Here is a 20,418-nt window from a genome sequence, read left to right as displayed (position 1 = left end):
CTTTTTTACGAGTGACCGGAAGGTTTGTTTATGTCGATCGTTTTTTCGTCGCGCCGCACCCGATATGCCAGCCCGCTGGACCGGTCGGGAAGCGGACAGCCTCTGACTTTGCGACCCAGCGACATGGTGTCTGGCTCGTCATTTGCAACGGAACGGCTGACCGCACGGCTAAGGCTGACCAAGGAGATGCGCGTGCCCGTGACCGAGCAGAGCCAGAACAAGGCAGCGCAGGAGGGCCCGGCGACAGCGCAGAAGGAGCAAGAGGTTGCTCGCAATGCAGCGGCTCCGGCACCGGAAGCCCGGGACGAAACCGATCAGAAAATAACAGACGACAACACACTAGAAACAACATTCAGCGCCGCCTCTCCCCGACGGCGCGAAACGCCGGAGACCGTCGCTGTGGAAGGGCGTGCGGGTGACGGCGAAGGGGTGGCCAATGCCGAGGACTCGGAACCGCAAACCGTCGAAAGCCCGACCGCGCGCATGACCCCCTCGTCCCGGTCGGGTGGGACGGATCGCATGGGCACCACTATCGAGGCCGAAGCGAACAAGCCGCTGCTGCGCACTGGTTCAGGCGATGGCGGCGGCAAAGGGCCACCCCAAACTTTTCACAAGCGCACGCCGCCCGAAGACTTTCAACGCACCCTTCGGACCTCGATGCGAGCGATATGGCGAAACCTTGCCTTTGTTCTGGTACTGACCTGCGCGACCAATCTGTTGATCCTGGCGATCCCGATCTACCTGTTCCAGATCAGTGACCGGGTGCTGACCAGCCGCTCGTTGGACACCCTGATCATGCTGACCGCGATCGTGGCCGGGGCAATCATCTTTCAATCGGCTTTCGATGCGGTGCGGCGCTTCATGTTGATGCGCACCGGGGTCGAAGTGGCGGCGCGACTGGGTGCTCCGACCCTCAGTGCCGCAGCGCATGCCTCGTTGCACGGGACGGGACGCGAGTATCAGACGCTGGGTGATCTGCAGCAAATCCGCGGCTTTCTCGTTTCAAGCACCCTTCTCTCCTTTTTGGATGTTCCTTTTGCGCCGTTGTTCATCCTTATGATTTTTCTGGTTCACCCAGAGTTGGGCATGATCGTGGTGGTGACGGCCGTGATCCTGATGGTTATCGCGCTGATCAACCAGCGGATGACGGCCAAACCGTTTGCCGAGGCCAACATGGCCCAATCTCTGGCCAACCAGCATCTGGATTCGATGTCGCGGAACAGCCAGATCATCAACGCACTTGCAATGATCCCCGAGGCGGTTCGGATCTGGGGACGCGACACCGCCAACTCCCTGACCTGGCAGGTCCGGGCGCAGGACCGAAACGTGGTGTTCGCGGCGATCTCGCGCACCGTACGCCTGCTGACGCAGGTCGGCATTCTGGGATGGGGGGCCTATCTGGCCCTGCAAGGCGAAATCACGGGCGGCATGGTGATCGCGGCCTCGATCATCGCTGGGCGGGCTTTTGCGCCAATCGAAGGGTCAATCGAGGGCTGGAATACATTCCTGCTGACCCGCGGTGCCTACAGCCGCATCAAGGCATTGCTGTCCAATTCGGCGCTTCAGTATGAGAAGCTGCGCTTGCCCCGCCCCGAGGGACGAGTGGATGTTGAACGCCTTCTGTTTGTACCCGGGGGTACCAAACGCGTGGTTCTCAACGGCATCAGTTTTTCGCTCAACCCGGGCGAGACGCTGGCGATCATCGGCAACTCGGGCGCGGGCAAGACCACGCTGGGCAAAACGCTGGTAGGATCGATTCTGCCGACTTCGGGCAGCGTGCGGCTCGACCTGATGGATATCCGAAACTGGGATCCGCGCCAGTTCGGCGAAAGCATCGGGTACCTGCCGCAGGACGTTCAGCTGTTTCCGGGCACGATCAAGGACAATATCGGCCGAATGCGCGCCGATGCCACCGATGAGCAAATTCATGATGCTGCAGTTCTGGCCGACGTGCACAACATGATCGCCACCTTGCCACAGGGCTATGAAACGGTGGTCACTGCCGATGGCTCGCCCCTGTCTGGCGGTCAGAAACAAAGGATCGCGCTGGCCCGCGCGTTCTTTGGCAATCCGCGGATGGTGGTACTGGACGAGCCGAACTCGAACCTGGATGTCGCGGGCGACAAGGCTCTTGCCCGGGCGATCGAGCAGGCGAGGGAAAACAAGATTACTGTGGTTGTGATCACTCAGAAACCAACGCTTTTGAACGTGGTGGACAAGATCATGCTGCTGACGGACGGGCGGGTCGCCCTGTTCGGTCAGCGTGAGCAGGTGCTGCAGCAACTGAACGGGCCGCGTCAGCAGCCCGAGTTGAAAGGGTAGACGGGGGTAAAGATGAACGAGTTGGTACAAGTAGACGATCCCGCCCTTTGGTACGCCGAGGTTCCGAGATCGATAACCAAGTTCATAGTCGTGGGCACCGTTTTGCTGGTAGCCTGTTTCGGCGGGTTCGGCCTGTGGTCGTTTCAGGCGCCGCTCGCGGCCGCAGTGATTGCACAAGGCAGCTTTGTTGCCACCGGGCGCAACAAGATCGTTCAGCATCTTGAAGGAGGCATCATCGAACAGATCCTGGTCACCGAAGGCCAGACCGTACAGGAGGGTCAGGTCTTGATGACACTGGACCAGACCTCGGCCGAGGCAAATGAGCGTGAATTGTTTATCCGCAAGATCCGCCTTAAGGCGATGGTCGAACGCTTGCTGGCCGAATACGCCGAAAAGGACACTCTGGAGTTCTCACCCGCCTTGATCGAGGCGTCCGACGACGTGGAGGTTATGACCATTCTCGACAATCAGCGCCTCAGTTTTGAAGTCTCGCGCAAAACGCTGCTGAATGACATTGCCCTTCTCGAACGCAATATCGAGGCGCTGAAGATCAGGGCCAGCGGCTTCGAGGCGCAATTGGAAAGCATGGAGCGCCGCAAGGCGATCCTTCAGGAAGAATACGAAACCAAGAACTCGTTGTTCGAAAAAGGGCTTGTCCGAAAGGGTGAGTTGAACACCATCCGACGGGTCCAGGCCGAAGCGGACGGGCAATTGGCCCGACTGGTGGCCGAGGCCTCGGAAACCAGCCAGATGCTGCTGAAATACGAAGAGCAGATCACCCGGACCCGGTCGGCCTATCGCGAAGCGGCGCTGGACGAATTGGGTGTGATCGAGGCGGATCTGGAAAGCGTGCGGGAAAAATCGCGCCAGGCCAGCAGTGTTCTTGCCCGCGCGGTGGTGCGCGCCCCGGTTGATGGCACGGTCGTGCGACTGCACTATCACACGCCGGGCGGCGTCATCGAGACCGGCAAGCCGATTGCCGAAATCCTGCCAGCCGATGCCCCGCTGATCATTGAGGCCCAGATCCCGCGCACCGATATCGACAGCGTTGTAACCGGCCAGGCCGCGACCGTGCGGTTGGTGGCTCTAAATCAGCGCACGACACCGGTTCTGACGGGCGAAGTCTTCTACGTCTCGGCGGACGCGATTCTGGAAGAAGCCAGCGGAATACCGCAAGAGGTCTATCTGGCCCGGGTGTCGTTGAAGCCCGAAGAGATGGACCGCGTACGGGGCTTCATTCCGACCCCCGGTATGCCGGCGGAGATCATGATCCAGACCGAAGAACGCACCTTTGCCGCGTATATCGCCAAGCCGATCGTCGACAGCATGTCTCGGGCCTTTCGCGAGCAATAGGCGCCCATCATAGCGCTTACAAATACAAAAGGCCCCGTGCTAGCATTCGTGAAAATCCGGGAGGGACCGCACGAATGCCATTGACCGTTCAAGAGATGCTTGAGGCCGCGAATTCCGTTGTTCAACGTATCAGCGCCGCGCAAGCAAGAGAGTTATTGCAGCAGGGTGCGCTGCTACTGGATATTCGCGATGCGCCTGAACTGGAAAAGACCGGTCGCGCCGTTGGGTCTCACCATATCTCACGCGGTATGCTCGAGTTTCGTGCCGATCCTGCGCTGCAGTCGCATGACCCCGAGCTGCGGAAAGATCGCCCGATCATTCTGCATTGCGCCTCGGGCGGACGGGCGGCACTTGCGGGCAAGTTGCTCAAGGACATGGGGTATCAGCATGTCTACAACCTGGGTGGGTTCTCGGACTGGGTAAACGGCGGGGGCGACTATGTCGGCCCGGTTGATTCCGGGATGTAGGAACCCAGCCTGATCTGCATCAAGGCCGATTTTTTCCGCTTCGGCAATTTGAGGGTCAGACGCCATCAATAAGGACGACTGGCCATGATGAGACTTTCAGCGCTACTGTATTCCCTGATCGCGACCGCCCTCGTGGGGACGGCCGTTATCGCCGTGCTGACCGCGGGGATGGTTTCGGCCCTGGCCATCGTGGGCGCCGCAGCCGTCGGAGCGGTCGCGGCTTTGCCCGCATCCTGGCTGGTCGCCAAGCGCCTATACCAATAGAGAGCTTAGGCGGCGTTCAGAAATGTCCGGACGGCAGCTTCGAACTCACGCGGTTTTTCGGCGTGCAACCAATGGCCTGCGCCCAGAATCTTGGCGAAACGGGCGTTCGGGAACAAGGATTTGATGATTTCGCGGTGACTTGCCTGAACATAGTCCGACTCCGCACCGGCGAGAAACAGCGCCGGACCGTCCCAGTGCGAGGTAAAGTCCGGAAAACCCATGATATTCGACATCTCTTTGGCCAATACGTCCAGATTCAGCCGCCAACGTTTGCCGGGAACGTCCAGCGACTGAGTGAAGAAGCTCTGCAACGCCTTCTCGACTCCGAGATCGGCCAGTTGCTGTTCCACATCCGAGCGGCGCGCGACCTGTGTCATGTCCACGGCGCGCATGGCCTCGATATATTGCATTTGCGTGTGGCTGTACCGAACCGGAGCAATGTCCGCCACGACCAACCTGTTGACCATTTCGCCATGCTCGAGCGCCAATGTCATTGCCGACTTGCCGCCCATCGAATGCCCGATCACGTCTGCCACGCCGCCCATGCTTTCGATGACCTCAGCCAAATCATCCGCCAATGCCGGATAATCGTGCCGGTCGTCCCAGAAGCTGTGGGCGTGATTGCGCATGTCGACCGCCACCACCTGACGTTCGTCTGACAGCCGACGCGCGATCACCCCCCAGTTTCGGGCCGATCCGTATAGCCCATGGGCAATCAGCAGCGGTGTGCGGGACGTCGGTTCGCCATGTGTGATCGTGTTCAGCATGTCTTTCTGATAGCCTCCGGCGCCCCGGACAACCAGCCCCATTGTGACCGCCTGCGCAGACCGTTAGATTGCCCCATCAGGAGGGGCGCATGGCTCAGGAAACAGAAATTCAGACCCAGATCGCGCAGACGATAATCCTGTTGCGCAAAAAACTGGGCGCAAAGGGCAAGACCCTGGCCGAGTCGGTGCGCCGTGCCAAGCGTCGCTTGCCGCGTAAGGTCTACAAACAGGCAATGGAACTCGCCCGTGCCGAGCCGTTGGTCGAGCATCCCAAGCTCCGGCTGACCCTGGACTCGCCGACCCTGGAAAAGGCGGCGAAGGATGTTCAGTCGCATCTGCGCGCCATTAATCTGGCGGATCGCCGCTGGGGTTGGTTCCTGGGCATGCTCGGGGGGCTGGCCTTCAACATTCTGGCCTTGGCCGCACTGTTCCTTGTCGTGCTTTGGTGGCGCGGTCTGATCTGATCAGGGCATCTGCCGGCAAGGAAAAATGGCGCCCGAAAAAGGCGCCATCTTGTTGTTTCTAAACTTGTAGCGTCAGAGGTTCGGGTAGATCGGGAACTTTGCGCACAGATCCGCGACCTGCGCTTTGACCCGCGCCTCGACCTCACCGTTGTTGTCTTCACCATTGGCGGCCAGTCCATCGACCACCTCGATGATCCAATCCGCAATCTGGCGGAACTCGGGCTCTCCAAAGCCTCGGGTCGTGCCGGCGGGCGAACCCAGACGGATGCCGCTGGTCACGGTCGGCTTTTCTGGATCGAACGGCACGCCGTTCTTGTTGCAGGTGATGTGCGCACGGCCCAGCGCCTTTTCGGTCGCGTTGCCCTTGACGCCCTTGGGGCGCAGGTCGACCAGAACAACATGGGTGTCGGTGCCGTGGGTCACCGTGTCCAGGCCGCCCTTGATCAGTTGATCCGACAACGCCTGAGCGTTGACGACGACCTGTTTGATGTAGTATTTGAACGAAGGCTGCAGCGCCTCGCCAAATGCCACGGCCTTTGCCGCGATCACATGCATCAGTGGGCCGCCCTGGATGCCCGGGAAGATCGCCGAATTCACCTTCTTGGCGATCGTCTCGTCATTGGTCAGGATCATGCCGCCACGCGGGCCGCGCAGGGTTTTGTGCGTGGTGGTCGTGGCCACATGCGCGTGCGGGAAGGGGCTGGGATGCTCGCCCGCGGCGACCAGACCGGCGAAATGCGCCATGTCCACGTGCAGATAGGCGCCCACCATGTCGGCGATCTCGCGCATGCGTGCAAAGTCGATCTGGCGCGGAATGGCAGAGCCGCCGGCGATGATCAGCTTGGGCTGGTGTTCTTTGGCCAGCGCCTCGACCTGATCGTAGTCCAGCATGTTGTCCTGCTTGCGCACGCCGTACTGAACCGCATTGAACCACTTGCCCGACTGGTTGGGCTTGGCGCCATGGGTCAGGTGACCGCCAGCATCCAGGCTCATGCCCAGAATGGTGTCGCCCGGCTGGATCAGCGCCTGGAACACGCCCTGGTTGGCTTGTGATCCCGAATTCGGCTGCACGTTGGCGAATTCGCAACCGAACAGTTGCTTGGCGCGGTCGATGGCCAGGTTCTCGGCGATGTCGACGAACTGGCAGCCGCCATAGTAACGCCGACCGGGATAGCCTTCGGCGTATTTGTTGGTCATGACCGAGCCCTGCGCCTCCATGACGGCTGCGCTGACGATGTTTTCCGAAGCGATCAGCTCGATCTCGTCGCGCTGACGTCCCAGTTCGGAGGTGATTGCCCCAAAAAGTTCAGGGTCACGATCCGCGAGGGACTGGGTGAAGAAACCGGTATCACGAAGGTTGGCGTTCATGGGCGCTCCGCATGGCTGAGGTTGGTTTGGCGGATTTCCTATAGGAAACTGTACGGATGAAAAAGACTTTAAAGCGACGAAATGGCCAGCTGCGGCGTCACGTCTGGCCTAATGGGGAAAGGTATGTTTGTTTCGGAACCAAATGCGCAGCACCGGAAACCGGAAAACATGACCAAGAGAATCGCTTTTCTCGCCAGCGACGTGGATGTCGCGCAGTCGGCCCGCAACAAACTGGTGGCACGCTATGGCAATGCGGCGCCCCGAGATGCGGATGTCATCGTGGCGCTGGGCGGCGACGGGTTCATGTTGCGGACGCTGCACAACACGCAGCATCTGGATGTGCCGGTCTACGGCATGAATCGCGGGACCATCGGGTTTCTGATGAACGAGTTCCACGAAGCCGATCTGATGGAGCGTCTGAGAGCCGCCGAAGAAGAAGTCATCAACCCCTTGACGATGAAGGCCATGGACCAATCGGGACAGGTGCACGAAGCCCTTGCGATTAACGAGGTTTCGTTGCTGCGCGCCGGTCCGCAAGCCGCGCGCCTGAAGATCAGCGTGAATGGCCGCGTGCGGTTGGCCGAACTGGTCTGTGATGGCGCGCTGTTGTCCACGCCCGCCGGGTCGACCGCCTACAACTATTCGGCACATGGCCCGATTCTGCCCATTGGGTCGGACGTTCTGGCGCTGACGGCCATTGCGGCCTTTCGCCCTCGGCGGTGGCGCGGTGCGTTGCTGCCCAGCACGGCGCACGTGCGCTTTGACGTGCTTGAAGCCGACAAGCGCCCGGTGATGGCGGACGCTGATTCCATATCCTTTCCGGATATCGATTGGGTCGAGATTCGGTCGGAACCCAAGATCCGCCACAGGATCCTTTTTGACCCCGGGCATGGCCTGGAAGAGCGTCTAACGATTGAACAATTCACATAAATTCCCGAAATTCTCGGGCTTATGTGAAGCAGTTCACAGGACGCTGACCATCTCTCAGCTATGCTGAACCTGCCCGGAGAACACGCCGCGGTGGGAGTGAGTGGCCACCAAATGGTGTTTTCGGATGATTGCGCAGTTTTCGCGCTGGCGAGGGTGGGTGGTGCTACGCTCGTCATCACAATCCGGGCATATTTTAGCACGTGGACCCCGGGCTCTCAGTCCCGGGGTCAATTATTTTGGGGCATTTGAAAGCGGTTGGTGTTTCAGCCCGTGCTTGCCAGATCGGCCCACAGGTGATCAGCCATACGACCAACCCGGGCTTCAATTGCGACGGCTGCGTCCACGGCAAGGTCCTCGCGCCAGCGCTGCGCCGCGATCTGAACGTTGATTGGTTGGCGCCCGTTCGGCAATTCGGCCAAACGCGCCGGAACGCAGGCGGCGGGTAGGCCCAGAAAGTTCATGGCGTAGGAATAGACTGCGCAGCCCAGCACTTCGTGCACACCTTCCGAGCCTTCTGTGTCGCGGTCGGGTCTGAAAAAGGGCTGCGGCAGGAAAGGAGACAGCACCAGCGGATAGTCCTCCATGAACAGGGACCATTCCCGCGCATGGTGGCTGCGCTGCGCCAGCGCCCGGATCAGGTCCGGTCCGGTGATCGGGGGAAATTCCTGGAAGTAAGTGGCAAAGATGCGTTGGATGGTCTCGGACCCGGCCGCCTCGACATCGGCTTTCATCAGGGTCAGAACCTCGCCCATTAATGCGCGATAACCAATCCGTCCACATTCAAAAACGTTCGGAGCGTCGATCTCGTCAACGGTGTACCCGGCATCAACCAGTGCATCACGGGCCGTGTCCAGCGCCTTGTCGACCTCGGGGTGGAGATCGTAACCGAAAGTGTTCTTGGTGAAAGCCACCCGCGGCTGCTGGTCAGGCTCGGCCATGCGCCATGGCAGCGGAACGTGAAACGGATCGCGCGGATCCGGCGCGATGAGGCTGGGCATGGCCAGGTGCAGGTCAACCGCGCTGCGGGTGATCAGTCCTTGCACCGACATCAGTTGCGCCAGCAGACCGCGTTCGGCGGTTTGGCTTGGGTTCCATGCGGGGACGCGGCCAAGGCCCGGCTTCACTGTGACCGCGCCAAGGGCCGCGGCCGGGAACCGCAGGCTGCCGCCGATGTCGTTGCCATGCGCCAGCGCCCCCATGCCCGTCATCACCGCCACGCCGGCCCCGCCCGAGGAGCCGCCGGGCGAAATATGCTGTCCCCACGGGTTGTGCGTGCGCCCATACAGCGGGTTGTCGGTGTCGGCGCGGAATGAGAACTCGGGCGTGTTGGTCCGGCCGATCACCACCGCACCGGCCTTCAGCAGGTTCGACACGACGGGCGCATCGTCAGGGGCAATTACGTCTTTCAGAGCGGCCACGCCATTGGTCGTGGCATGGTCTTTCTGGTCGACATTGACTTTGATCGTGACGGGAACGCCGTGCAGCGGGCCGGTCGGTTCGCCGCGCGCCCACTGGGCATCGAGGGCGCGGGCGCGCTCCTGCGCCTCGGTGCTGAGGTCTTCGACGACGGCATTCAGCGCCGGGTTCAGCGCGTGCATCCGGTCGATCGCACTTTGGACGGCTTCGGTCGCGCTCAATTCGCCGGAGCGGGTCAGTTTTGCGAGTTCTGCAGCGCTCAGGCGCCAGATGTCGTCATTTGCCATGTGCCCTCCGTCAAGGGCACAGTAGGCGGTCTGCCAATGGTTGCAACCCTGCAGGGCAGGGCGGGCGGCCCAGGGCCGCACAATGCCCGGTTACTGGGCGTAACCGATTGATTTCAGGGCTTCGGTGATCTCGTCCAGAATGGCCGGATCGTCGATCGTGGCTGGCATTTTGTATTTCTTGCCATCGGCGATCGACACCATCGTTCCACGCAGGATCTTGCCGGACCGTGTCTTTGGCAGACGATCCACTACGACGGCCAGCTTGAATGCTGCTACGGGCCCGATTTTGTCGCGCACCATCTGCACGACCTCTTTCGCGATCTCGGCATGGTCACGATTGCAACCCGCGTTCAGGCACAGGAAGCCAACCGGGGCCTGACCCTTCAACTGGTCCGATACACCGATGACTGCGCATTCGGCCACATCGGGATGGGCGGCCAGAACCTCCTCCATCGCGCCGGTGGACAGGCGGTGGCCGGCGACGTTGATCACGTCATCGGTGCGGGCCATGATGTAGAGGTACCCGTCCTCGTCGATCATGCCTGCATCGCCGGTTTCATAATAGCCCGGGAAATGCTCGAGATAGGATTTCTTGAAACGCTCCTCGGCATTCCACAGGGTCGGCAGCGTGCCCGGGGGCAGTGGCAGCTTGACCGCGATCGCGCCCAGTTCGCCCGGTTTCATCGGGTGACCGCCTTCGTCCAGGATCTGCACGTCATATCCGGGCATCGGCTTGGCGGGCGAGCCCAGCTTGATTGGCAGTTCCTCGATCCCCAGCGGGTTTCCAGCGATGGTCCAGCCGGTTTCGGTCTGCCACCAGTGGTCGACGACCGGAACCTTCAGCGCGTCCTGTGCCCAAGTGATCGTGTCCGGGTCGGCGCGTTCACCGGCCAGGAACAGGGCCTTGAGGCAGGACAGGTCGTATTTCGCCAGCATTTCGCCCTTGGGGTCCTCGCGCTTGACCGCCCGGATCGCCGTTGGGGCGGTGAAAAAGCTTTTGACCTTGTGCTCGGATATCACCCGCCAGAAGGTGCCCGCGTCGGGGGTGCCGACGGGTTTGCCCTCGAACACGATGGTGGTGTTGCCGTGGATCAGCGGACCATAGCAGATGTAGGAATGCCCCACGACCCAGCCCACGTCTGAGGCCGCCCAGAACACGTCGCCGGGATCGACGTTGTAGATGTTCTTCATCGTCCAGTTCAGAGCCACAAGGTGCCCGGCCGTCGGCCGCACGACACCTTTGGGTGCGCCCGTGGTGCCCGAGGTGTAAAGGATGTAGGCCGGATCATTGCCTTCGACCGGGACACACTCGGCCGGCTCAACGCCGTACTGGAAGCCGTGCCAGTTGAAGTCGCGCCCCTCGACCAGCTTGGCCACTTCCTGTTCGCGCTGGAAGATCACGCAGAAATCGGGCTTGTGTTCGGCCATGTCGATGGCACCGTCCAGCAGCGGCTTGTAATGCACCACGCGACCGGGCTCCAACCCGCAGGACGCCGCGATGATCGCCTTGGGTTTGGCGTCGTCGATCCGCACCGCCAGTTCGTTGCTGGCAAACCCGCCAAAGACCACCGAATGCACCGCACCCAGCCGCGCGCAGGCCAGCATCGCCTCAAGAGCCTCTGGGATCATCGGCATGTAGATGATGACGCGGTCGCCCTTTTCGACGCCCTTGGCGCGCAGCGCGCCGGCCAGGGTCGCCACGCGATTGCGCAGCTCCATATACGAGATTTCGCGCTTGGTGTGGGTGATCGGGCTATCATAGATGACGGCGGTTTGCTCGCCTCGGCCGTTTTCAACGTGGCGGTCCACCGCGTTCCAGCAAGTGTTCACCTTGGCATCACAGAACCATTCATAGAGAGGGGCGTTGTCGTCAAACAGGGCCTTGCTTGGCGGTTGGAACCAGTCGATCCCCTTGGCCGCGTCCATCCAGAAAGCCTCTGGGTCTTTTTGCCAGCTCTCGTAAACGTCCTGGTATGCCATGGGTCCTCCTCCCAAAAATTGCTCGCATTGTGTTAGGCGCGGACGGCTGACCGAGCAAGCGGCGCGCGTGACGGCGCGTCAGTTTATCGCGAAATATTTGCAGAACCGCCCCATTTGCCTTGCAAAGTTTTGCAAATGATCCTTGTTTTCGCGCCTGGGCGGGAAATTTTTGCGGAACTTGCAAATTTGCGAAGCGTCTGGTGCAAAAGTGGCGTTGCCAGATTCGGATCAGGTCGTTGTTCCCGCATATCGGGGCAGACTGTCCTCGATGTTCAGCCAATGCAGATGCTCGGCGTGAAAAACGTGAAACCGGGGCGCGGCATCCTCGGGGTTGTCCAACGTGGCGGTATAGAGGTGAATGTTCACCCGGTCGCGGGCATTGCGGTATGCCATCGGCGTGCCGCAGGTCCCGCAGAACAGGCGTTCGACGTCCTTAGACGAGTTGTACACGTGCGGCGCATCCCCCGACCACGTCACCGAACCGTGGGGCAGCCCGATGAACGCCGTGACTGGGGCGGCGCAATTGCGCCTGCAATCCGCGCAGTGGCAGTAACAGCTCCAGGCGATCTCGGCATCGCTGGCCCATCGCACGGCGCCGCAGTGGCAGTGACCTTTCATGATGACCTCCCTCGGCAGGGCGGCCAGACCGGTCGGGCCGCCGTGGTCAACCGTAATGCGCGACGGGCGTTCCGGCAATTGCCGCCATGTTCAGCAGCCCGCGCGCGGTGATCGAAGGTGTCACGATATGCGCCTTGTTGCCCATGCCCATCAGGATGGGGCCGACCTCGATGCCGTCTGCCTTCATCTTCAGTATGTTGCGCACGCCGCTGGCCGCGTCCGCATGGGCAAAGATCAGCACGTTGGCGGCCCCCTCCAAGCGGGAATTGGGGAATATCCGCTCGCGCAGTTCGGGGTCCAGGGCCACGTCCAGGTTCATTTCGCCTTCATAGATGAAGTCGCGGGGCTTGCTGTCCAATATCGCGATCGCTTCGCGCAGGCGCTTGCCCGAGCCCTCGGCCTGATTGCCGAACTGCGATTGCGAGCAGAACGCGATCTTTGGCGCCAGCCCGAAACGCCGGACATGGCGCGCGGCGCCGACGGTGATCTCAGCCAGTTCTTCCGGGCTGGGCAATTGCCGGACATGAGTGTCGGCGATGAACAGCGGGCCGTCTTCAAGGATCATGAGGGACAATGCACCATGGGGGCGAAGGTCGCCGTCATTCAGCACCTGCTCAACATAGTTCAGGTGCCACCGATACTCGCCGAAGGTGCCGCAGATCATGCTGTCGGCTTCACCCCTGTGAACCATGATTGCGCCGATCGCGGTGGAATTGGTCCGCATGATCGCCTTGGCCAGATCAGGCGTTACCCCCCGACGCTGCATGATTTGGTGGTACGAGTTCCAATAGTCATAATAACGAGGGTCGTTTTCCGGGTTCACGATCTGGAAGTCCTGCCCGGGGCGGACCGACAGGCCCAGTCGTTCGCAGCGTGCCTCGATCACCTCGGGACGGCCGATCAGGATCGGGGTTTCGGTGGTTTCCTCAAGAATCGCCTGAGCGGCGCGCAGCACGCGTTCATCTTCGCCTTCGGCAAAGACGATGCGGCGCGAAGCAGCGGCTGCGGCCTCGAAGACGGGGCGCATCAGTAGGGCGGACTTGAAGACCGTCTGGTTCAGCTTTTCCTTGTAGGCTTCGATGTCCTCGATGGGGCGCCTGGCCACGCCGCTTTCCATCGCGGCGCGGGCCACGGCCGAGGACACCACACCCACCAGTCGCGGGTCGAACGGCTTGGGGATCAGGTAGTCTGGGCCGAAGGTCAGCTGTTCGCCCTTGTAGGCGGCTGCGGCCTCGGCGCTGGTGGTGGCGCGGGCCATTTCGGCGATGCCTTCAACGCAGGCGATCTGCATGGCATCGTTGATCTCGGTCGCACCCACGTCCAGCGCACCGCGGAAGATGAACGGGAAACACAGGACGTTGTTCACCTGGTTGGGAAAGTCGCTGCGCCCGGTGGCGATGATGGCGTCGGGGGCCACTTCACGCGCGGCGTCGGGCAGGATCTCCGGGGTCGGGTTCGCAAGCGCAAAGATGATCGGCTGTTTGGCCATGCGCGCGACCATCTCGGGCTTGAGCACGTTCGGCCCGCTGAGGCCCAGAAACAGGTCGGCCCCGTCGATCACCTGATCCAGCGTGCGCAGGTCGGTTTTCTGGGCGAATTGGTCCTTGTGCGGGTTCATGTCTTCGACGCGACCCTCATAGACCAGCCCGTGAATGTCGCAAAGCCAGATGTTCTCGCGCTTGACGCCCAGCTTGACCAGCATGTTCAGGCAGGCGATCCCAGCCGCACCGCCGCCGGTGGACACGACCTTGATGTCCTCGAACCGCTTGCCGGCCACGTGCAGCGCGTTGCGCGCAGCGGCCCCCACCACGATGGCGGTGCCGTGTTGGTCATCGTGGAAGACCGGAATGTTCATCCGCTCGCGGCACAGTTTCTCGACGACAAAGCAGTCGGGCGCCTTGATGTCCTCGAGGTTGATCGCGCCGAAGGTCGGCTCCAGCGCGCAAACGATATCGGCCAGCTTCTCGGGGTCGGGTTCGTTCAACTCGATGTCGAAACAGTCGATGCCGGCGAATTTCTTGAACAGGACGGCCTTGCCCTCCATCACCGGCTTAGAGGCCAGCGCGCCGATATTGCCCAGCCCCAGCACCGCGGTGCCATTCGAAACCACGGCCACCAGATTGCCGCGCGCGGTATACATCTCGGCGGTCGCCGGGTCGGCCTTGATCTCAAGGCTGGCCTCGGCCACGCCGGGCGAATAGGCGCGGGCAAGGTCGCGCCCGTTGGCCATGGGTTTGGTCGCCTTGATCTCCAGTTTCCCAGGCTTCGGATGCGCGTGGTAATCAAGTGCGGCCTGACGCAGGCTGGGTGTGTCGGACATGTCAAAACTTCCCGTTTGGAATTTAGTTTAGTGCTAAACTATTTCTTACGCAGGGGAAACCTCGAAATCGCATGACGGCGGATCCGACCCCGACTTGCAAATCCCCCAACGGCCCCTCACAGTCCCGCGCAGAGGAGACCAGCATGACCGATACCATAGCCGAATTCCGCATTCCGACCCAAGAACTGCGAAACGACATTCCGTTCTACACCAAGGTTCTGGGCATGCGGATGGACATGATCTATCCGGCGGATGACCCCCGCGTCGCGGTGTTTTCCGGGCATGGACTGCGCCTGCGGGTGGAAAAGGACGCGCCCGAGGCGCCGGGCACCTTGCGCATCCTCACTGATGATCCGGACGGGTTTGCCGGCGGTCAGCGCAGCCTGGTCGCCCCCAACGGCACCCGCATCGAGATTGAAGAGCGCAACCCGCCGCTGGTGATGCCCGAGACGGTTCATTCCTTCGTCGTCCGCAGGCTCAAGGATCAGGCGCCCTGGGTCATCGGGCGCGCGGGCATGCACTACCGCGACTTGGTGCCGGACCGGCTGGGCGGGTCGATCATCGCCAGCCACATCCGCATTCCCGACGGCGGCCCGGTCCCGGATATGGTGCATTTCCACAAGGTCGGGTTCCAGCTGATCTTCTGCATCCACGGCTGGGTGGATGTGGTCTATGAGGATCAGGGCGACAAGATGCGCCTGACCGCTGGCGACTGTTTCATCCAGCCGCCCGAGATCCGGCACCGCGTGCTGGAAGCGTCGGACAACGTGCAGGTGATCGAAATCGGCGTTCCGGCCGAACATGTGACCGAGATCGACCACGAAATGCAGCTGCCCACGCCGCTTTACCGCCCCGAGCGGGAATGGCAGGGCCAGCGGTTCGTCTACAACCGGGCCGAAGGGGCAGCGTGGCAGCCGTTCCGCCTGCCGGGCTATCAATGCCGCGACACGACGATTGCTGAAAACACCAAGGGCGTGGCGGGCGTTCAGGTGGTGCGCCGGGGGCAGGGCGACCCGGTCTGGGCCAGCCATGATGCCGATATCCACTTTACCTTCGTGATGAACGGGGCCGTCACCCTGGAAGGTGAAGGACGTGATCCGTTTCGTCTGGAGCAGGGTGATGCCTTTGTCATCCCGCCTGGAATGCGAACACGCTTGGCCGACCCCAGCGACGATGCCGAACTGCTCGAGGTCACGCTGCCGGGGTATTTCAAGACCGATCTGGGCTGACGCGCGGGCGCGCTGCGATTCCCGTGCAGAGGGGGCTTCAATTCCCCCGCGCATTTCCAGTAGGGTATGGCATTCTGACCAGATGATCAAAAATCGGGGAATCGCCATGTCGTTGAAAGAAGCAGCCCTCAAGGTGCGTGAAAACGCCTATGCGCCCTATTCGAATTTCAAGGTGGGCGCCGCGGTCCGCACCCCGTCGGGCGAAGTCTTCGCGGGCTGCAACGTGGAGAACGTGGCCTATCCCGAGGGCACCTGCGCCGAGGCCGGTGCGATCGCCGCGATGGTTGCCGCCGGAGAAAACAAGCTGGCCGAGGTCTATGTGGTGGCCTCCAGCCCGCAACCGGTACCGCCCTGCGGCGGGTGCCGGCAGAAACTGGCCGAGTTCGGGGACAAGGACGTGGTCGTCACCATGGCGACGGTGGACGGGATTGAGACCCGCACGACCATCGGCGAGCTGCTGCCCGGCGCCTTCGACGCCTCGTTCATGTAAGGGCCGCGCCCATGGACGCCCGTTCGATCATCGCGAAACTGCGCCGCCACGAGGTGCCGGATGCCGGCGAGCTGGCGTGGTTTGCCCAAGGCCTGGCCGATGGAAGCGTCAGCGACGCCCAGGCCGGAGCCTTTGCCATGGCCGTCTGCATGGGCGGGCTGGGGCCCGAGGGCCGCGCCGCGCTGACGCTGGCCATGCGCGACAGCGGCCAGGTTCTGACCTGGGATCCGGACGGCCCGGTGATCGACAAGCATTCGACCGGCGGGGTGGGGGATTGCGTCAGCCTCGTGCTGGCCCCGGCACTGGCGGAATGCGGGGCCTATGTGCCGATGATCTCGGGCCGCGGTCTGGGCCATACCGGCGGGACGCTCGACAAGCTCGAGGCGATCCCCGGCGTGTCGACCCAGATCAGCCAGGACCGGTTGGCCCAGATTTTGGCCGAGACCGGTGCCGCAATCGTCGGCGCGACGGCACAGATCGCCCCGGCGGACAAACGGCTCTATGCGATCCGCGACGTGACCGCCACGGTCGAAAGCCTCGATCTGATCACGGCCTCGATCCTGTCCAAGAAACTGGCGGCCAGCCCGGATGCGCTGGTGCTGGACGTCAAGGTCGGCAGCGGAGCCTTCATGAAAACGCTGGACGAGGCGCGCAAGCTGGCGCAGGCCCTGACCGAAACGGCCAATGCGGCCGGGTGCCGGACCTCGGCCCTGATCACCGACATGAATCAGCCGCTGGCGCCCGCCTTGGGCAACGCCCTGGAAATCGCCGAGGTGATGAAAGTGCTGACCGGTGGGCAACCCTCGCCCCTGGCCGAGATTTCGGCCGAACTGGGCGGTGTTCTGCTGTCTGACGCCGGTATGGTCAACGACGCGCAGGCCGGGCGGGACATGATCGCCGAGGTGATCCGCGATGGCCGCGCGGCCGAACGGTTCGGCCGGATGATGGCCGCGGTGGGCGGGCCGCTGGGCCTGGTCGAGGACTGGGCGCGCTATCTGCCCGAGGCCAGCGTGATCCTTGAAGTCACGGCGCAGGACGAAGGTTATGTAACCGCAATGGACGGCGAGGCGCTGGGCCTTGCGGTCGTGGCGCTGGGCGGTGGCAGGCAGGTGGAAAGCGACGTGATCGACCCGGCGGTGGGCCTGTCGGGGCTGGTGCGGCTGGGCGAAAAGGTCTCGGACGGAACGCCGCTGGCCGTGGTCCATGCCGCGCGAGAGGACGCCGCGCAGCGTGCCGCGCAAGCCGTGCGTGCCGCAATCACCATCGGCCCGGCGCCCGTTCCGGTGCCGGAGCTGGTACAGGAAAGGATCCTCGCATGAGCCGCGCGTTCCTTGTGGTGATGGATTCGGTGGGCATCGGCGGCGCGCCGGATGCCGACCGCTTTTTCAACGGCGACGTGCCGGATACCGGCGCCAACACGGTGGCCCATATCGCGCAGGCCTGCGCTGAAGAGCGGGCCGAGGATGGCCGGTCCGGGCCGTTGCGCCTGCCCAACCTCGATGCGCTGGGGCTGGGGGCGGCGGTGCGGCTGGCCTCGGGCGCGGATGTGCCGGGCTTGGAGGCCGACCCGACCGGCCTGTGGGGGTGCGCGCGCGAACATTCGCCGGGCAAGGACACGCCGTCGGGTCATTGGGAGCTGGCCGGGCTGCCGGTGCCGTGGGACTGGCACTATTTCCCCGACACGGTCCCCACGTTCCCTGATGATGTGACCCGCGCCGCCGCACAAGCTGCAGGTACCGAGGGCATTCTGGGCATATGCCATGCCTCGGGTACCACGATCATTGCCGAACTGGGTGCTGAACATATGCGCACGGGTTGGCCGATCTGCTATACCTCGGCCGACAGCGTGTTCCAGATTGCCGCGCACGAGGAGACGTTCGGGCTGGAGCGCCTGTACCAAATGTGCCGGACACTGGCCCCCATGCTGCACGAGATGAAGGTCGGACGGGTGATCGCGCGCCCCTTCGTGGGTTCGCCCGAACAGGGGTTCGTCCGCACCACCAACCGCAAGGATTTCGCCATCACGCCGCCCGCGCCGGTGCTGACCAACTGGGCGCAGGATGCCGGGCGCAAGGTGCATGGTGTGGGTAAGATCGGCGACATCTTCTCGATGCAGGGGATCGATACGCTGGACAAGGGCTCGGACGCCGATCTGATGGGTCACCTCTCGCGCCTTGTGGACAGCGCCGAGGACGGCAGCCTGACTTTCGCAAATTTCGTCGAGTTTGACAGCCAGTACGGCCACCGGCGCGACATCTCGGGCTATGCGCGCGCGCTGGAGTGGTTTGACGCCCAGATCGGCCGTATCCTGCCCCGGCTGCGCCCGGGCGACCTGTTTCTGTTGACCGCCGATCACGGCAACGACCCCAGCTGGGTCGGCACTGACCACACCCGCGAACAGGTGCCGGTGCTGATCGCCGGCCTGGGGGCCGGACAGATCGGGCAAGTCAATTTCGCCGACGTGGCCGCCAGCATCGCCCATCACCTGAACATTCCGGCGCAAGGGCCGGGAAGGACCTTTCTATGACCGTCGCAGACCTGCCCAAGATCGAACTGCACCTGCATCACGAAGGCGCGGCCCCGCCCGCCTTCATCCGCCAGCTGGCGCATGAAAAGAAGGTTGACCTGAGCGGCATTTTCAAACCCGACGGCAGCTATGACTTTCGCGATTTCGCGCATTTCCTCAGCGTCTACGAGGCCGCTTGCGAAGTGTTGAAAACCCCTGAGGATTTCCGCCGCCTGACGCTGGCGATCCTGGAGGAAAGCGCGGCGAACGGGGTGGTCTATTCCGAAACCTTCCTCAGCCCCGATTTCTGCGGCGGGGGCGATCTGTATGCCTGGCGCGACTATCTGGCCGCCATTCAGGACGCCGCTGACGAGGCCGAGCACAAGTTCGACATCACCCTGCGCGGCGTGGTGACCTGCGTGCGCCATTTCGGACCCGACAAGGCCAAGCGCAGCGCGCGCTGCGCCGCCGAAACCGCGGGTGACTGGATCACCGGGTTCGGTATGGGCGGGAACGAGGCCATGGGCCAGCAGGCCGATTTCAAATGGGCCTTCGACTGCGCGCGCGAGGCCGGATTGCGCCTGACTACCCATGCCGGTGAATTCGGCGGCCCCGAAAGCGTGCGCGATGCGGTGCGCGCGCTGGGGGTCGAACGTGTGGGCCACGGCGTGCGAGCCATCGAAGACCTCGATCTGGTACATGAACTGGCCGACCGGGGCATCACGCTCGAGGTCTGCCCGGGCTCGAACGTGGTGCTGGGACTGTACCCGGATTTTGCGGCCCACCCGATCGCGCGGCTGCGCGAGGCGGGTGTGAAGGTCACGGTTTCCACCGATGACCCGCCGTTTTTTCATACCACCCTGCGCCGCGAATATGAGATGCTGGCCCAGGCCTTCGGCTGGGACGCCGAGGATTTCGCCGCGCTGAACGACACCGCCCTGAACGCCGCATTCTGCGATGAAGAGACCCGCGCAAGGGTCAGAAAAAGACTGGAGAACACATGAGCGAACATCTGACCGTCGTCGACCACCCGCTGGTTCAGCACAAACTGACGCTCATGCGGGACAAGGGCACCTCGACCGCCTCGTTCCGGCAATTGCTGCGCGAGATCACGCTGCTGCTGGCCTATGAAGTCACGCGCGAGATGCCCCTGACCACGCGCCATATCGAAACCCCGATGGAGGAGATGGACGCGCCGATCCTGGCGGGCAAGAAACTGGCGCTGGTGTCGATCCTGCGTGCGGGCAACGGGATGCTTGACGGCGTTCTGGAACTGGTGCCCTCGGCCCGGGTTGGATTTGTGGGCCTGTATCGCGATGAAGAAACGTTGCAGCCGGTGCAGTACTACTTCAAGGCCCCCGAAGGCCTGAAGGATCGGCTGGTGATTGCGGTCGACCCGATGCTGGCCACCGGCAATAGCTCGGCCGCTGCGATCGACCTGCTGAAACAGGCCGGTGCCACCGACATCCGGTTTCTGTGCCTGCTGGCCGCCCCCGAAGGCGTGGCCCGCATGAAAGAGGCGCATCCCGACGTCAAGATCGTGACCGCCGCGCTGGACCGCGAGCTGAATTCCAAGGGCTACATCATGCCCGGTCTGGGCGATGCCGGAGACCGGATGTTCGGCACCAAATAGGCAC

18 protein-coding genes are annotated in these 20,418 nt (G+C 62.7%); 12 read left to right on the top strand and 6 right to left on the bottom strand.

Translation table 11 applies throughout. The features are described 5' to 3' along the window. Positions 1 to 30 precede the first annotated feature (30 nt). The 4 genes from ACR0NY_RS05940 to ACR0NY_RS05925 all read left to right on the top strand — a co-directional run bounded on the left by ACR0NY_RS05940 (position 31) and on the right by ACR0NY_RS05925 (position 4,406). Entirely contained in the window at positions 31 to 2,322 is a 2,292-nt protein-coding gene (locus ACR0NY_RS05940; protein ID WP_170368776.1) for a type I secretion system permease/ATPase, read from the top strand. Positions 2,323 to 2,334: 12 nt separating this feature from the next. Next, positions 2,335 to 3,675, top strand: coding sequence for an HlyD family type I secretion periplasmic adaptor subunit (locus ACR0NY_RS05935; RefSeq protein ID WP_170337636.1), 1,341 nt, complete (start codon positions 2,335 to 2,337; stop codon positions 3,673 to 3,675). A gap of 74 nt (positions 3,676 to 3,749) precedes the next feature. Beyond that, positions 3,750 to 4,142 carry a rhodanese-like domain-containing protein gene (locus tag ACR0NY_RS05930; protein ID WP_093962649.1) on the top strand — a complete coding sequence of 131 codons (393 nt, stop codon included), beginning with the start codon at positions 3,750 to 3,752 and terminating at the stop codon, positions 4,140 to 4,142. 84 nt (positions 4,143 to 4,226) lie between these two features. Beyond that, the gene (locus ACR0NY_RS05925) at positions 4,227 to 4,406 is read left to right on the top strand and encodes a hypothetical protein (RefSeq protein WP_170337638.1); all 180 of its coding nucleotides are present in this window, start codon (positions 4,227 to 4,229) and stop codon (positions 4,404 to 4,406) included. A 5-nt stretch (positions 4,407 to 4,411) separates the two neighbouring features. Here ACR0NY_RS05925 and ACR0NY_RS05920 read toward each other — a convergent pair whose 3' ends face one another. Next, positions 4,412 to 5,215, bottom strand: coding sequence for an alpha/beta fold hydrolase (locus ACR0NY_RS05920; RefSeq protein WP_254432904.1), 804 nt, complete (start codon positions 5,213 to 5,215; stop codon positions 4,412 to 4,414). A gap of 47 nt (positions 5,216 to 5,262) precedes the next feature. Between ACR0NY_RS05920 and ACR0NY_RS05915 the strand changes: the two genes are divergently transcribed. Next, positions 5,263 to 5,637 (top strand): hypothetical protein, encoded by a 375-nt coding sequence (locus ACR0NY_RS05915; RefSeq protein WP_170337639.1) that lies wholly within the window; start codon positions 5,263 to 5,265, stop codon positions 5,635 to 5,637. A gap of 72 nt (positions 5,638 to 5,709) precedes the next feature. On the opposite strand, the gene glyA is transcribed toward ACR0NY_RS05915, so the two are convergent. Further along, positions 5,710 to 7,005: a serine hydroxymethyltransferase gene (gene glyA, locus ACR0NY_RS05910; protein ID WP_170368775.1), complete on the bottom strand. Its 1,296-nt coding sequence runs from the start codon at positions 7,003 to 7,005 to the stop codon at positions 5,710 to 5,712. Between the two features lie 168 nt (positions 7,006 to 7,173). Here glyA and ACR0NY_RS05905 point away from each other — a divergent pair, with 168 nt between their 5' ends. Beyond that, positions 7,174 to 7,935, top strand: a complete 762-nt coding sequence (locus tag ACR0NY_RS05905; RefSeq protein ID WP_170337641.1) for an NAD kinase — start codon at positions 7,174 to 7,176, stop codon at positions 7,933 to 7,935. A 263-nt stretch (positions 7,936 to 8,198) separates the two neighbouring features. Here the strand turns inward: ACR0NY_RS05905 and ACR0NY_RS05900 are convergent, their stop codons facing one another. The 4 genes from ACR0NY_RS05900 to ACR0NY_RS05885 all read right to left on the bottom strand — a co-directional run bounded on the left by ACR0NY_RS05900 (position 8,199) and on the right by ACR0NY_RS05885 (position 14,556). Further along, positions 8,199 to 9,638 carry an amidase family protein gene (locus ACR0NY_RS05900; protein WP_170337642.1) on the bottom strand — a complete coding sequence of 480 codons (1,440 nt, stop codon included), beginning with the start codon at positions 9,636 to 9,638 and terminating at the stop codon, positions 8,199 to 8,201. 90 nt (positions 9,639 to 9,728) lie between these two features. After that, complete coding sequence (gene prpE / locus ACR0NY_RS05895; RefSeq protein ID WP_170337643.1) at positions 9,729 to 11,618, bottom strand: propionate-CoA ligase PrpE; 1,890 nt, start codon at positions 11,616 to 11,618, stop codon at positions 9,729 to 9,731. 228 nt (positions 11,619 to 11,846) lie between these two features. Then, positions 11,847 to 12,236, bottom strand: a complete 390-nt coding sequence (locus tag ACR0NY_RS05890) for a GFA family protein (protein ID WP_170368774.1) — start codon at positions 12,234 to 12,236, stop codon at positions 11,847 to 11,849. A gap of 46 nt (positions 12,237 to 12,282) precedes the next feature. Beyond that, on the bottom strand, positions 12,283 to 14,556 hold the full coding sequence (locus tag ACR0NY_RS05885) for an NADP-dependent malic enzyme (RefSeq protein ID WP_170368773.1): 2,274 nt from the start codon (positions 14,554 to 14,556) through the stop codon (positions 12,283 to 12,285). A gap of 143 nt (positions 14,557 to 14,699) precedes the next feature. Here ACR0NY_RS05885 and ACR0NY_RS05880 point away from each other — a divergent pair, with 143 nt between their 5' ends. The 6 genes from ACR0NY_RS05880 (at position 14,700) to upp (ending at position 20,414) form a co-directional block, all read left to right on the top strand. Next, positions 14,700 to 15,785, top strand: coding sequence for a cupin domain-containing protein (locus ACR0NY_RS05880; protein WP_170368772.1), 1,086 nt, complete (start codon positions 14,700 to 14,702; stop codon positions 15,783 to 15,785). A gap of 106 nt (positions 15,786 to 15,891) precedes the next feature. Then, complete coding sequence (locus ACR0NY_RS05875) at positions 15,892 to 16,275, top strand: cytidine deaminase (protein WP_170338105.1); 384 nt, start codon at positions 15,892 to 15,894, stop codon at positions 16,273 to 16,275. A gap of 11 nt (positions 16,276 to 16,286) precedes the next feature. After that, positions 16,287 to 17,594: a thymidine phosphorylase gene (locus tag ACR0NY_RS05870; protein WP_170368771.1), complete on the top strand. Its 1,308-nt coding sequence runs from the start codon at positions 16,287 to 16,289 to the stop codon at positions 17,592 to 17,594. Beyond that, positions 17,591 to 18,802: a phosphopentomutase gene (locus ACR0NY_RS05865; RefSeq protein ID WP_170337650.1), complete on the top strand. Its 1,212-nt coding sequence runs from the start codon at positions 17,591 to 17,593 to the stop codon at positions 18,800 to 18,802. Before ACR0NY_RS05870 ends, ACR0NY_RS05865 begins: the two co-directional genes overlap by 4 nt. After that, complete coding sequence (locus ACR0NY_RS05860; protein ID WP_170368770.1) at positions 18,799 to 19,785, top strand: adenosine deaminase; 987 nt, start codon at positions 18,799 to 18,801, stop codon at positions 19,783 to 19,785. The genes ACR0NY_RS05865 and ACR0NY_RS05860 overlap by 4 nt, the downstream gene beginning before the upstream one ends. Further along, complete coding sequence (gene upp, locus ACR0NY_RS05855; RefSeq protein ID WP_093962638.1) at positions 19,782 to 20,414, top strand: uracil phosphoribosyltransferase; 633 nt, start codon at positions 19,782 to 19,784, stop codon at positions 20,412 to 20,414. Before ACR0NY_RS05860 ends, upp begins: the two co-directional genes overlap by 4 nt. Positions 20,415 to 20,418 lie beyond the last annotated feature (4 nt).

It is taken from the genome of Ruegeria sp. BJ5 (assembly GCF_056537865.1).
This window is presented reverse-complemented; position numbering and strand designations above follow the sequence as displayed.